This window comes from Mucilaginibacter sp. R-33, assembly GCF_049949235.1.
GTDB lineage: Bacteria > Bacteroidota > Bacteroidia > Sphingobacteriales > Sphingobacteriaceae > Mucilaginibacter.
In genome coordinates this window covers 4141512-4155526 of sequence record NZ_CP188089.1, presented here as the reverse complement: position 1 = coordinate 4155526, position 14015 = coordinate 4141512, and the positions used below count along the sequence as shown (strand labels likewise).

Sequence of the window (14015 nt, the reverse complement as noted above, 5' to 3'; positions counted from 1 at the left end):
AATGATCCCCTACCTGCTCCGCAAATTAATGTACGGGCTGGCAGTAATGCTGGGGGTAGTGTTTGTTGTTTTTTTCCTGTTCAATATTTTACCTGTCGACCCTGCCCGCATGACCCAGGGGCAGCGTGCCGACGTACAATCGCTTCAGGCCGTACGCAAAGAGTTTGGGCTGGATAAACCAGTCCCGGTGCAATTCGCCTATTATCTGAACGATCTTTCCCCATTAGGTATCCATCTTAATACGGCTGACGAGCAACAGCGCTACGGCTATGTAAAACTATTCCCGGTGAGCAAGAGTAAAGTACTTGCACTGAAATGGCCTTACCTGAGACGTTCGTACCAAACCCGTAAGGATGTAGCCTCATTGCTGATGGAAGTGATCCCGAATACGTTGGTGCTTGCAGTTGTGGCCATGATCTTCGCCATTATTATCGGTGTTTTTTTGGGCGTGGCAAGCGCGGTTAATAAAGATACCTGGATTGATAAACTGGCTATTAGTTTTTCAACACTGGGCATTTCTGCCCCTTCTTTTTTTGCCGGGATTATCATTGCCTGGATCTTTGGTTTTGTGCTGAGTAATTACACGCATTTAAATATGTCGGGCAGTTTGTATAGCTATGACCCGTTTAAAGGGGAGGTGATTACGCTGAAAAATCTGGTACTGCCGGTAATTACTTTGGGTTTGCGTCCATTGGCTATTATTGTGCAGCTTACCCGCAATGCGATGCTTGATGTTTTGGGGCAGGATTACATCCGAACTGCCAAAGCGAAAGGATTAAATAACCGGACGATTATTTACCGTCATGCACTTAAAAATGCCATGAACCCGGTAATTACCGCCATTGCCAACTGGTTTGCGTCGCTTTTGGCAGGTTCGTTTTTTGTGGAATACATTTTTGGTTATAACGGATTAGGCAAAGCTACTGTTGATGCTTTGGAAATGTCGGATTTTCCGGTGGTGATGGGCTCTATATTGTTTATCGCGTTTATATTTGTAGTGATCAGTATCCTGGTGGATGTTATTTATGTTTGGATTGATCCGCGGGTAAAATTAAGCTGAAGAAATTTTTATGAAATATTTTATTGTAGGCTTTATGGGGTGTGGCAAAACAACCTGGAGCCGCAAACTGGCCGCTAAATGGGGCTATGAATTTATTGATCTTGACCATGTGCTCGAAGCCAAAGCAGGCATGAGCATAGCCGAATATTTTTCCTCATTTGGCGAAGATGCATTCCGTAAACTGGAATCGCAGGTATTGAAAGAAACTGAATATGCCGAAAATACGGTGGTATCAACCGGTGGAGGATTGCCTTGTTTTTTTGATAACATGGATTGGATGAATGCCAACGGTAAAACCCTCTACATAAAACTATCTCCCAAAACCCTGGCCGACAGGTTGGAGAGCAGCAAAACCATTCGTCCGGTATTGCAAGGGAAAAAAGGCGATGAACTGATTGGATTTATAACCGGCAAACTGGCCGAACGCGAAGGCTTTTATCTGCAGGCAACAAATATTGTTGAAGGGATTGATATGTCGGTTGAGAAGCTGGAAGAGGCGTTGGGGGTATAATAATCAGGAAGGAGAGAATTATATTTCCGTCATTGCGAGGAACGAAGCAATCGCTAACTATACAGGGCGGACCTGCTAATAGGGGATTGCTTCGTTCCTCGCAATGACGGGTGTAAATAACAAAATTAATTATCTTACCTCAAATAAACCGCATCCTCTTCGCCATCTTCTTCATCAAGCACTACATCAACATGCTCTTTGATAACGGTTGAAAGGGCTACACCAGCAAAGTCTGTTGTGATGGGGAAGCTTTTATGATTACGGTCAACCAATACCGCGGTACGAAGTTTCTTGAGCGGAACATCTAAAAACACACCAAAGCCATAAGCAAGGGTTTTACCGCTGTTTAGTACGTCATCAACCAGTATCACCACTTTATTGCTGCATTCCTCAACCTCAAAATCAATATTGGCGCTCAGGCTGCTGCTTTGTTTTTCGAGCTCGATGGTGATGATACGACTTTTGAAAGGCGCAATACCGTCAAGTATGGTTTTCAGGCGTTCGGCAATGTGGTTACCGCGTGGCAGAATACCGGCTATCAGTATTTCATTCTCGTCAAAATTATCCTCCAGTATCTGGTAGGCCATCCTGTCGAGCTTTTGCTGGATCTGTTGCTTATTTAGTATGAGAAGCTTTTTTTCAGGCATTTTTATCAGCATTATTTATTGCTCTTTTTAAAGGAGCTTTTATGCGGAAGCAGGATTCAACTAAAATAGTCCATTCCATATTGCGTCTTCGGGAGAAGGGGCCGCACGTCTCAAATTTATATAAATAAAACTTACTTAGCGTAAGGGAAAAACACAAAGTTTGCGCCTTCGGGAACCACTACAAATACGCACATAAATTGGTACGGATCTTTGTAGCTGTTAATAAAGCGTTCTTTCAGTACAGGCTTTATAACGTCTCGTTCTACAAATTCTTCCAATGTAGAAGCATGAATGCTCCATTCCGAGTTTAAATCATGACGATCAAGGATTAATTCGCCTAAACTAAGTTCGTGCTGGTGAGCTATAAAAATGGGGTAAGAAGAAAGACCCTCGTTCATGATCTCTTCCGATACCTCTTTAATTGATTCGTTAAAATATTTTAGGTCGCGCTCCAAACTTATCAGCGGACTATCGGCCGCCGGTTTGTTGCGTTCATTTCCTTCGTTAAGCAGTTCTTCAGGGTTCATGACCGTTGATTTTTTTGATTACGCTGATTTCGTTGATTTTTTTAGGGGATTACACCGGTTTTTTTGATTAAGATTCTATTATCAGCAAGCCGATAACTATGAACCATCAACCATGAACTATACACTTCTCAAAACAAGCAACACCACATTCTCCACGTGCTGGGTATGCGGAAACATATCTACCGGCTGAATTTTTACCGTGTCGTATTTCTCTTTTAATACCAGCAAATCGCGGGCCTGGGTGGCGGCATTGCAGCTTACGTAAACAATTTTAGGGGCTTCAATCTCCATTAAGCGGGCTACCACATCCGGGTGCATGCCTGCACGCGGTGGATCGGTAATGATCACATCCGGCGTGCCATGCTCTGCTACGAAATCGGCTACCAATACATCCTTCATATCACCGGCATAAAACTTGGTGTTGGTGATATTGTTAATGGCCGAATTTACCTTAGCATCTTCAATAGCAGTTGGTACATACTCAACGCCAACAACTTCACGCACATGCCCGGCAACAAAGTTAGCAATAGTGCCGGCACCGGTATAAAGATCATATACCAGCTCATCGCCTTTAAAACCGGCAAAATCCCGGGTTATTTCATACAGGCGAAGTGCCTGGATGGAGTTGGTTTGGTAAAAAGATTTTGGCCCGATGCGGAACTTGATGCCATTCATTTCCTCGTGAATGTATTCCGGGCCTTTAAAGGCTATAACATCCTGGTCAAATATGGTATCATTTTTTTTCTGGTTTACGATGTAGAGTAAGGAAGTGATCTCCGGGAAACGGGTATCAATATGGCTCATCAGGCCATTAATTTCGCTTTGTTCTGCGTAAGCAAAAACTACAATCACCATGATCTCGCCGGTTGATGAGGTGCGTACAACCAAATTGCGGAGCATACCGCTGTGATTCCGCAGGTCGTAATAGGTATAACCCTGTTGAATGGTAAAATCACGGATCTCGTTGCGCAGGTTATTTGATGGTTCGGCTTGCAGGTAACAATGGTTTACATCCAATATTTTATCAAACCTGCCGGGGATATGAAAACCCAGTGCATTCATATTCAGGGTGCCATCTTCTTTGTTTTCGCCGTCGTAAAGCCAGCGTTTGTTTGAGAAGGTAAATTCAAGCTTGTTGCGGTAATACCTGTCGGCAGGTGAAGGCACAATAGGCATAATGCCGTCAACGTTGATCTTAGCTAAGCGGCTTAAAGCATCTACTATCGATTTTTGTTTGAATTTAAGCTGAGCCTCATAGGTCATGTGCTGCCATTTGCAGCCACCACAGGTGCCAAAGTGCTCACAGAAAGGAGTGGTGCGGTATTCAGAAGCTTGTTTTAATTCGGTGATCTTACCTTCGCCGAAGTTTTTCTTACTCCGGTACACTTGTACATCGGCAATGTCGCCGGGTACGGCTTTATCTACGAAAAGAACAAAATCATCTGCCTTGCCTACACCTTTGCCTTCTTCGGCAATATCAATGATATGTACGTTCTCAAAAAACTTTGGTTTGTTAGCTTTACTCATCAGGCTGCAAAGTTAACCCTATTTATTTAATCCTGAAAATGGGAGAGGAGCGGCAAAAGAGAGCCTGTCGCCTTTAAAAGACGTTACGATACTAAAACAAGCTTTTTAAACAAATAAGCTTAGCAAATATTTAACCATATCAGTGGTATCGATATCTTCTATCTCAAATTGCTCATCAATCAGGTCGGAAAGTTCTGTTAGTTCGCGGCTCATAAAACAAAAAATTACTATGCTAACATAGTAATTTTTAAACTAAAAACCAAATCGGTATAAGGTTTAATTACCAATCAGTAAAGATTTTTGAAAACTTTGCTGATTGGTATATGCAATGCTTAATTTTTATCCCAATTTATCTTGCGCGAAAAGTACATCAACACGGCTATAATGATAAACAGCGCGATACTGCCAACCATTAAAGCAAGATCTTCCAGTTGAATGATGACAAAAATAAACGCATAAAACACCGCTAAAATAAAAGCGAACAGTAACGCCGCCTTCCCGTTTTTTAGCAGGGATGATATAAATACGGATATCAGTGCTATTGTTGATACAGATGCAATAATATAAGCCATGTTGTAGCCAACCTGCTCAGAAAACGACAGCAGCAACGTATAGTAAATAACCATCGCCGCGCCAATCAATATGTAGTTGAACAGATGTATCGGTTGTTTGCGGATAACCTCGGTTAAAAAGAGGGATATAAAGGTGAGCAGGATAATGAATATCGCATACTTGCTGGTACGCATGGTTTTCTGGTACTGATCAACCGGGAGGCGAAGCTTTACACCAAAAGTGGCCTCTTCCAGTTTTTTGTCGTTATCTAAGGTTTTTTGCTGACCGGTCCACTGTTGCGGGAATGGCCGGTTGTAATACATCATACGCCAGCCGGCGCTAAAGCCGCCGGTATCAACTTTAGAATCATCGGGGAGGAAATTGCCATCAAAGCTCGGGCTGCTCCAGTTGCCATTTACCCGCACATCGGTAGTTTTACCAAGTTGTAAAAAGCTTAATCCTTCACTGCCTTTCAGATCAAGCGTGTAATCAAATGGAATTTCGTTATTGTTTATTGCTGAAAGGTCAACACCGGCTTGCAAACCATTGCCAAATACGGATTCAAATGAAGGTTCGGCGCCAAGTATGGGTTGAGTTGTTTTTATAACCGGGTTGCTTTTCAAACCTTTTAGGTCGCTCACACTAAATTCAAACCTGGCTTTGTTTAAAAGGAGCTGGTTTATATTTATACCGAGTGAGGAGAGATCAAGCCTGGCAAAATTACCACTTACTTTTACCTGCGTATTGTACACCGCCACGTCAAATATGCCCCGGTGCCTAAGCTGTGTTGTAAGGCCTGCCTTAATGTGAAGGTTGTCGGGCAAAATGTACAGGTTTTCTATAGGCATCTGCTTAACGGTATCGGTCATATTTATTCCTTTTTTATAAGGGATAACCAATATCGGGCCTTTGATGATCTGGCTGGCCGACCAGCTATCTGATACCTCTTTGGCCGTTTCACCCTGTCTGACTGCACGTTCGGTTACCAGGTTTTGGACGAAGGCTGATGGAATTAAGAGTAAAAGCGCCAACAGGCCGATAAAGATCAATTTAAATGTTGCCGACTCTTTGAGCCAGCCTAATGTTGTTTGTTTGGGTGATTGTTCCTCTATCATGATTATTTAGATATAAAGTACTTTGTATTTCAAAGTTTATGATTAAAAAGAAAGGGCTCTTTGTTAAGCCCAAGACAAATATAATATAAAGTACTTTGTATTTCAAAGTAAATAATAGAAATTTTTACTCAAATAGTTAAAAACTGTTTAAAGGGCGGTCAGATAGCTATCAAATAAATTCATTGCCGTTGACTTTAGTCGACGGAATTATTGCCGAAAGACAGAAGGCTTTAGCCGAAATACAGCTTGGATTTGGGCTGAAGCCCGGCTATTTTACTTCTTTAATCCGTTGACTAAAGTCAACGGCAATAAGTAGTCTTTCTTTAGGTAGTTTTTAATTGAAAGGTATTCTTACACCGAAACCGCAGCCTTAACCAGATAAGGCAAAATCTCTTTCTGGAAAGAAACAAAATTTTTCCGTACATCCGAATCACTTACCGAGGTAAAGGCGAAACTGAACACGATGCTTTTGCTGCACTTGATCAGGAAGCGTAAGCGTTGCTGGTAGGTTTCGTGCTTGCGGATACCTGGCAGCTGGATAAACGATGCCATGAGCAGTTCCTCAAGTTCGTTAGAGAGGTTCTTTAAAAAATCCTGGGAGTTGGTTGACTCACGGATAAAATCCCAGCCGATAAACTCATTACAAACGGTGTAGGAGAGGCGGCAGGTTTTCATGATGAGGTTATTGAGATAAACCTCTTCATCAATATCATTCCAATTGCTTTGTACGAGGTCGTCAACACTGGCTTTGATGTAGTCCATCAGCAGCACGTGTAATACGGCCTCTTTGCTATCGAAGTATTTATAGATAGTTGCCTTGGCAATTTTTGCCTTTTTGGCAATCTCATTAACACTGGTTTTATGGTACCCGAATTTGCGGAAAAGTTCCTGTGCTGCCCGCTTAATGCTGTCTTTTATTTTATCGGCTTCCATTAATTAGTTACTTGAATTTCAAACTGGGTAACCGCTACCCTATAGGTTCTTAATGCCTTTGTGGCCGGAGCTTTTACCGGTGTGCCGTCTTCCAGGCTAAACTTTGAACCGCTGCAGGGATCGGTCACTGTAAAGCCTGTATTGTCTATAGTTACTGCGCACTTTTTTTCAGGCTGATAGCTGCTACACCGGTCGTAGGCCGCATAAGTGCCATTCACTTTACGGTAAATGATCAATCCGGACACACCATAACCGTTAATGGCCACCGCGCCGCCCGCAACGTTAAGGGGGCTCAATGCCGGTGTGCCCAACGCGGCCTGGAAATTAACAGGTACGCTCGGTACATTATCGGTTGCTTTTCCGCACGAAAAGCAACCGATAACTACCAATAGTATTATAGTGAGTTTCCTCATAAAATTTCAGTTTGGAACTGTTTCAGAAAGCGTACGTCATTCTCTGAGAACAGGCGCAGGTCGCGGATTACATATTTTAGATTGGCAATACGCTCCATACCCATACCAAAGGCAAAGCCTGTATATTTTTTACTGTCGATACCGCAGTTTTCCAAAACGTTAGGGTCAACCATGCCGCAGCCTAAAATTTCTACCCAGCCACTGTGCTTACACATGTTACAGCCTGCGCCGCCGCAAATGGTACATGAAATATCCATTTCGGCCGATGGCTCGGTGAACGGGAAGTATGACGGACGGAAACGTACCCTTGTACCTTCGCCATAAAGCTCCTGTACAAAGTGGTAAAGGGTTTGTTTCAGATCAGAGAAAGATACATTCTCATCAACATATAAACCTTCAACCTGGTGGAAAAAGCAATGTGCCCGGGCCGAAATAGCCTCGTTACGGTAAACCCTGCCCGGCATAATTGCACGGAACGGTGGTTTGCCGGCTTCCATCATCCGTACCTGTACCGATGAGGTGTGGGTACGCAGCGCAATATCATCTTTACCATTATTCTTTTTAATAAAGAAGGTATCCTGCATGTCACGTGCCGGGTGTTCATCAGGGAAGTTCAGGGCCGAGAAGTTATGCCAGTCGTCTTCAATTTCCGGACCTTCGGCAACAACGAAACCTAAGCGCTTAAAAATGTCGATGATCTCGTTACGCACCAACGACAGCGGATGGCGTGAGCCAACAGCGAAACCATCGCCGGGTAAGGTAAGGTCAAGATCGTTGCCCTTGCTCTGAACGCTTGAGCCAATGTTTTCCTTCAGATCGTTATACTTAGCCTCGGCCAGTTGTTTAAACTCGTTAAGTACCTTGCCAAAGGTGCGTTTCTCTTCCGGACTAACGCTTTTAAACTGCTCAAAAAGGTCTTTAATAATACCCTTGGTGCCTAAAAATTTAATCCGGAACGCTTCCAGTTCGTCGGCATTGGCCGGCGAAAAAGCATTGATCTCGGCGGTATATTGGTCTATCTGAGCTTGCATTATAATGTATTTAAAAATTGTTCGGCTGTTAAAACCGGTATTGTTGAGTTTTTATAGTCTTTTATATTTCGGGTGATGATTAGATCTACACCCGCATTTTTGGCGGCAAAATATTGAACGGCATCTTCAAAATCTTTAAAGTCTGAAGCTATCGCATCATTTATAGTTGAGGCGTCTTCGCCTAACACCCGTAACTGTTTCGATAGTAATTTTATAGCTTCGATTGCGGTTTCCGCTCCTAAGTGTTTCTTTGTAAAGTAGTGAACATTAATGAGCGTATGTACCGCTGTGCAAAAATTATATCCGCTATCTATGGGTAACGATAGAATTTGTGCAGATGCGCTATAAAAGGTCGGCCTATTTAAAATAACGTCAAGCAATACATCTGAATCAATAAAGGCCAATTTCATAAGCCGTATTTTTCATCAAGATGTTTATGGTACTCTGCTTTGGCGTCAAAATCAGGAATCGGCGTTTTTGAAAATGTTAGTTTTTTAACCCAATCCGCTATTTCTACAGTTTTTACGTTTGTCTTAGGCTCTTCAATAGCAGTAGCGCTGGATGTAACCCTTTTTAAATAACGTTCAATTAACCTGGACAGATTGGTATGCGTTTCATCGGCATAAAGTTCTGCCTGTTTTAAAACCTCCGGCTCAATATCTAAAATTAACTTTGCCATAACTTTCAATCGTCAATACGCAAAAATACGACAATTTACCTTATTTCAATACTCCCAGTTCCTTTCCAACCTTAGTAAACGCTGCAATGGCTTTATCAAGGTGGTGCATATCATGCGCTGCCGAGATCTGTACCCTGATCCTTGCTTTACCTTGCGGTACTACCGGGTAGTAAAAGCCTATTACATAAATACCTTCGTCAAGCATTTTTGCGGCAAACTCCTGGGCCAGCTTGGCATCATATAACATAACCGGGACTATAGGATGTACGCCGGGTTTAATATCAAAACCTGCTTCCGTCATTTTTTGACGGAAATATTGCGTATTGCTTTCCAGTTTATCGCGAAGCTCGGTGGTTTCGCTTAGCATATCCAATACCGCTATTGAGGCTCCGGTAATGGCAGGTGCCAAAGTATTTGAGAACAGGTAAGGACGGGAGCGCTGGCGCAGCATATCAATAATTTCTTTACGGCCAGATGTAAAACCACCAGATGCACCGCCCAAAGCTTTACCTAATGTCCCGGTGATGATATCAATCCTGCCCATCACATTATGGTGCTCATGCGTACCACGACCGTTTTTGCCCATAAAGCCCGAGCAATGGCTCTCATCGATCATGACCAGCGCGTTGTACTTATCGGCCAGGTCGCAGATTTTATCTAACTGGGCAATGGTGCCGTCCATGCTGAAAGCGCCATCGGTAACGATGATTCGGTGACGCAGTTCCTGCGTAGCTTTTAATTTTTCTTCCAGGTCGGCCATATCATCGTGCTTGTAACGGTAGCGCTGGGCCTTGCAAAGGCGCACACCGTCAATGATCGAAGCATGGTTCAACTCGTCAGAAATTATGGCATCCTGATCATTAAATAAAGGTTCAAACACGCCGCCGTTGGCATCAAACGCTGCCGCATACAGAATGGTATCTTCAGTGCCCAAAAATTCAGCTATCTTTTTTTCAAGCTCTTTGTGTATGTCCTGTGTACCACATATAAACCGTACAGACGATAAACCGTAACCATGCGTATCCATGGCATCTTTGGCGGCCTGTACTACTTTGGCATTACCCGATAGGCCGAGGTAGTTATTGGCGCAAAAGTTAATTACTTCGGCACCGCCCTGAACAGTAATATCGGCGCCCTGGGGCGAAGTAATGATCCGTTCCTTTTTGTATAACCCGGCGTTTTCAATTTCGGTTAACTCCTGTTGTAAAACCGGCTTTAGTGTGTTGTACATAGCATGCGTGTTTTAAAGAGGGCAAAATTAAGCATTCGCGGGCATTTGATAGGGTTTATTAAACCTTAAATAATTATTAACTGAATAATAAAACATTTTTAGGCCATAACACATTACCCATAAGTAACATATGAGAAAATATATACTACTATTAATCACTGCTTTTTGCGTAATAAGGGCCTCCGCACAGCAATCACTTTTAACAGGGAAGATAACCGATAAAAATGGACAGGCCATTCCTTTTGTTTCTATTTATATCCGTAATTCCACCTATGGTACAACGGCCAACGAAAACGGAATTTACCAGTTTAAACTTGCCCCCGGTACCTATAACGTCATATACCGCTATGTTGGATATACTGAAAAGATAGAGCAGGTCACCATAACAGATCAGGATCAGGAACATAATGTACAAATGGCCGATGAAGTATTTGCCACCAACAGGGTAGCCGAAACCTATCGTAAAAACCGGGATGCTGCCGATACTATTATGAAGCAAGTGCTGAAAAAACGCAAATACTATATTGAGGAGGCCACTTCATACTCCTGTGCTGTTTATATCAAAGGTGTACAAAAATTACTGAGCGTACCTAAATCATTGTTGGGGCAGGAGGTAAGAAAAACCCTCGATCTGGATACAAACGGTAGGGGGATACTCTATCAATCCGAATCGCTGTCTGAATATAATTTTCAAAAGCCCAACAAGGTACGCGAGATTACCATTGCCAACCGGATGGCAGGGCAGAATACAGCATTTGGCTACAAAAAAGCGTCCGACCTGCAGGCTAATTTTTATCAGAACGTATTTATCATCAACGGATTGGCTACCCGAGGCTTTGTTTCTCCGGTTGCTTCATATGGTCCCAGGTTTTATAATTACAAATTGTTGGGAACTTCTGTTGAAAATGGACATACTATTCATAAAATCCAGGTGATTCCGAAACGCGGGCACGGTCAGTATTTTCAGGGTGATATTTATATTGTCGACGGCGACTGGCGCATTTATAGCGTTGACCTGTTTATTGAAAATAAAACAAGCAACCTTAACCTGGTTGATACTTTAAAGATCAGGCAGCAATACGTAGCTATTACCGATAGCGTATGGATGCCGGCATCAACCCAGTACAACTTTAAAGGAGCTGTTTTTGGATTTAAATTTGGCGGATACTATGCGGCTGTTTACAATAATTATAAAATCAACCCAACCTTCCCCGATAACTTTTTTACCGGTGAGATCCTTAAAATTGATACGGCAGCCAATAGTAAAAAACCGGGCTATTGGGCCGATGCACGACCAATACCCTTAACTGCTTCGGAGGATCGTGATTACAAAAAAAAGGACGCCTTTGAAGAATATAAAAAGACAGATACTTACCTCGATTCGCTTCAGCATCATAAAAATCATATCAATTATCCGGGCTACCTGATTTTTGGTTACGCGGCCAGCAATAAAAGCAACAGGGACTCATTATACATCTTCCCGTTTATACAAACCTTTTATTACAATACGGTCGAGGGTTTCGGTATTAACGCCAAAGTAAGTTATATCCGTACCATTGATGATTTTCATTCGCTTACAGTTACGCCGGCTGTGCGCTATGGCTTCTCTAACAAGATCTTCAGCGCCAATATGGGTATTGATTATAAAAACGACCCTTTTCACAATGCAAAATTTTATGCTGATTTTGGAAGCGATGTGCTTGATCTGAATAATGTTGGCACGCGTTCGTTATATTTTAACACATTGAGTACACTCCTAAGCGAAAATAACTATGTTAAATATTACCGAAGCCATTATGGCGATTTTGGTTACCAGCGCGAAGTGATAAACGGCGTGTTTTTAAAAGGAGGTTTGTCGTATTCAAGTCGTTCGCAGCTTTACAATACTTCTTTTAGTAAGATAAAGGATATTAAGGATCGTCAATTTACATCAAATAATCCATTAGCCCCTCCGGGCACTCCGGCAGATGACCATTCGTTTTTGTTTCCGGATAACCAGGCACTGGTATTTAACGCCTCGGCTACTTTTACATTCGATCAGCGGTACGAGACACGGCCCACCGGCAAGTTTAACCTGCCCTCAAAATATCCAACCTTAACGGTAAACTACCGTAAAGGGTTTAAAAATATCATTGGCTCGGATGTAGATTATGATTTTGCCTCAGTCGACCTTTCGCAGGACCATATCCGTGTCGGTCTTTCGGGCTATTCATCATTTAAAGTATCGGGCGGAGGCTTTTTCAATAACAACAACCTGTACTACATGGATTATAACCACTTTTTAGGTAACCAGGGTACCACTTTTGATCCTACCTATGTAGGTAGTTTCCACTTCCTGCCTTTTTATACCTATAGTACCAACGGTGCGTTTTTAGAGGCGCATTACCAACATAATTTTGCAGGTTCACTATTTAATCATATCCCGTTGTTAAGAAAGTGGAAGTTGGAAGAAATTATCGGTGCCAACTACCTCACCACGAAAAATAACCGCAATTACCGTGAGTTTTATGTAGGCGTACAGCGCCTCATTTTCCGGGTTGACTACGGTATCTCATACGCCGGCGATAAAAAATACATCCAGGGGTTCAGGATCTTTTATGGAATCAGATAAGGTGAAAGGTTAAAGGCGAAAGGTAAAAGGTTTTTTGCCTAAACCAGATTAAGGTGCAGCTACCTTTCGCCTTTAACCTTTTACCTTTCGCCTAATTTTGAGCTTTCAGCTCAATTTCCTATCTTTGCGCCGCTCATTTAACACTGTTTGCAGCAGTATCAATGATTTTATGGAAATGTATAATACCTTACTTTACTATTGTTATTCGACAATAGCTAATGCGGAGCAATTTGCTGCCGATCATTTAAAATTTTGTCAAAGCTTAGGTTTAACCGGGCGCATTATTGTGGCCGATGAAGGGCTTAACGGTACTGTTTCGGGTACTGTTGAGGCATGTAAAGCCTATATAGATACTGTACACGCCGACGAGCGTTTTGCCGGTATCGACTTTAAAATTGATGAAGTAGATACGCCTTCCTTTGTAAAAATGCATGTGCGTTATAAGTCAGAAATTGTACACTCAGGTCTCCGCGACCCTAATGTCATCGACCCTAAACAAAAAACCGGCAAACACCTGGAGCCGAAAGAGTTTTTGGCGATGAAAGACAGGGACGATGTAGTTGTGCTTGACGTACGTTCAAACTATGAACACTCGTTAGGCAAATTCAAAAATGCGGTAACCCTTGATATTGAAAACTTCCGTGATTTTCCGGCCATGATTAATGAGCTGGCCAAGTACAAGGATAAAAAGATCCTGACTTATTGCACCGGAGGCATTAAATGCGAAAAAGCATCGGCCTTGTTGTTGCACGAAGGTTTCCCCGAAGTGTACCAGTTGCATGGCGGCATCATTAAATATGGTAAAGAAGCCGGCGGCGAGGATTTTGAGGGCAAATGCTATGTATTTGATAACCGCCTTTCGGTTGATGTAAACACCGTGAACCCGGTTGTTATTTCAACCTGTTTAAATTGCGGCAAAACCACGCCAAAAATGATCAATTGCGCCAATCCCGAGTGCAACGAGCATTTTACCCAGTGCGATGAATGCGGAACCGCTATGGACGGCTGCTGCAGCGATGCTTGTAAAGAGCATCCGCGTAAACGGGTTTATGATGGTACCGGGTATTATGTAAAAGTACCTCAACCGGTAAATGTGAGTAAAAACAAACTGCAGCCAATAGCATAACAGCTGTGGCACAATTAATTATATAAGGCTTACCCTCAAGGGTAGGCTTTTT

General features: G+C 42.6%; 14 protein-coding genes. 4 read left to right on the top strand and 10 right to left on the bottom strand.

The genetic code is table 11. From position 1 onward, the window contains the following. Position 1 precedes the first annotated feature (1 nt). Both ACP26M_RS17095 and ACP26M_RS17090 read left to right on the top strand, forming a co-directional pair. Positions 2-1060: an ABC transporter permease gene (locus tag ACP26M_RS17095; protein WP_426581725.1), complete on the top strand. Its 1059-nt coding sequence runs from the start codon at positions 2-4 to the stop codon at positions 1058-1060. Positions 1061-1070: 10 nt separating this feature from the next. Beyond that, on the top strand, positions 1071-1571 hold the full coding sequence (locus ACP26M_RS17090; protein WP_426581723.1) for a shikimate kinase: 501 nt from the start codon (positions 1071-1073) through the stop codon (positions 1569-1571). 134 nt (positions 1572-1705) lie between these two features. Here the strand turns inward: ACP26M_RS17090 and ACP26M_RS17085 are convergent, their stop codons facing one another. The 10 genes from ACP26M_RS17085 to kbl form a co-directional block, all read right to left on the bottom strand. Beyond that, positions 1706-2218, bottom strand: coding sequence for a phosphoribosyltransferase family protein (locus ACP26M_RS17085; protein ID WP_091172302.1), 513 nt, complete (start codon positions 2216-2218; stop codon positions 1706-1708). A gap of 131 nt (positions 2219-2349) precedes the next feature. Continuing rightward, complete coding sequence (locus tag ACP26M_RS17080; protein WP_091172158.1) at positions 2350-2745, bottom strand: hypothetical protein; 396 nt, start codon at positions 2743-2745, stop codon at positions 2350-2352. A gap of 117 nt (positions 2746-2862) precedes the next feature. Further along, complete coding sequence (gene rlmD, locus ACP26M_RS17075; protein ID WP_426581720.1) at positions 2863-4272, bottom strand: 23S rRNA (uracil(1939)-C(5))-methyltransferase RlmD; 1410 nt, start codon at positions 4270-4272, stop codon at positions 2863-2865. Positions 4273-4604: 332 nt separating this feature from the next. Continuing rightward, positions 4605-5939, bottom strand: coding sequence for a cell envelope integrity protein CreD (gene creD, locus ACP26M_RS17070; protein WP_426581718.1), 1335 nt, complete (start codon positions 5937-5939; stop codon positions 4605-4607). Positions 5940-6290: 351 nt separating this feature from the next. Continuing rightward, the gene (locus ACP26M_RS17065; RefSeq protein ID WP_090534155.1) at positions 6291-6872 is read right to left on the bottom strand and encodes a TetR/AcrR family transcriptional regulator; all 582 of its coding nucleotides are present in this window, start codon (positions 6870-6872) and stop codon (positions 6291-6293) included. Further along, positions 6872-7285 carry a Rieske (2Fe-2S) protein gene (locus ACP26M_RS17060; protein ID WP_091172165.1) on the bottom strand — a complete coding sequence of 138 codons (414 nt, stop codon included), beginning with the start codon at positions 7283-7285 and terminating at the stop codon, positions 6872-6874. Before ACP26M_RS17060 ends, ACP26M_RS17065 begins: the two co-directional genes overlap by 1 nt. Further along, entirely contained in the window at positions 7282-8316 is a 1035-nt protein-coding gene (gene pheS / locus ACP26M_RS17055) for a phenylalanine--tRNA ligase subunit alpha (protein ID WP_426581715.1), read from the bottom strand. The genes ACP26M_RS17060 and pheS overlap by 4 nt, the downstream gene beginning before the upstream one ends. Then, positions 8316-8726: a type II toxin-antitoxin system VapC family toxin gene (locus ACP26M_RS17050; protein WP_426581713.1), complete on the bottom strand. Its 411-nt coding sequence runs from the start codon at positions 8724-8726 to the stop codon at positions 8316-8318. Before ACP26M_RS17050 ends, pheS begins: the two co-directional genes overlap by 1 nt. Beyond that, positions 8723-8995: a DUF6364 family protein gene (locus ACP26M_RS17045; protein ID WP_426581711.1), complete on the bottom strand. Its 273-nt coding sequence runs from the start codon at positions 8993-8995 to the stop codon at positions 8723-8725. Before ACP26M_RS17045 ends, ACP26M_RS17050 begins: the two co-directional genes overlap by 4 nt. A gap of 40 nt (positions 8996-9035) precedes the next feature. After that, positions 9036-10226, bottom strand: a complete 1191-nt coding sequence (gene kbl, locus ACP26M_RS17040) for a glycine C-acetyltransferase (RefSeq protein ID WP_091172173.1) — start codon at positions 10224-10226, stop codon at positions 9036-9038. A gap of 130 nt (positions 10227-10356) precedes the next feature. Here kbl and ACP26M_RS17035 point away from each other — a divergent pair, with 130 nt between their 5' ends. Together ACP26M_RS17035 and ACP26M_RS17030 are read left to right on the top strand one after the other, a co-directional pair. Next, the gene (locus tag ACP26M_RS17035; RefSeq protein ID WP_426581708.1) at positions 10357-12837 is read left to right on the top strand and encodes a DUF5686 and carboxypeptidase regulatory-like domain-containing protein; all 2481 of its coding nucleotides are present in this window, start codon (positions 10357-10359) and stop codon (positions 12835-12837) included. Positions 12838-13006: 169 nt separating this feature from the next. Beyond that, positions 13007-13963, top strand: coding sequence for a rhodanese-related sulfurtransferase (locus tag ACP26M_RS17030; protein WP_426581706.1), 957 nt, complete (start codon positions 13007-13009; stop codon positions 13961-13963). Positions 13964-14015 lie beyond the last annotated feature (52 nt).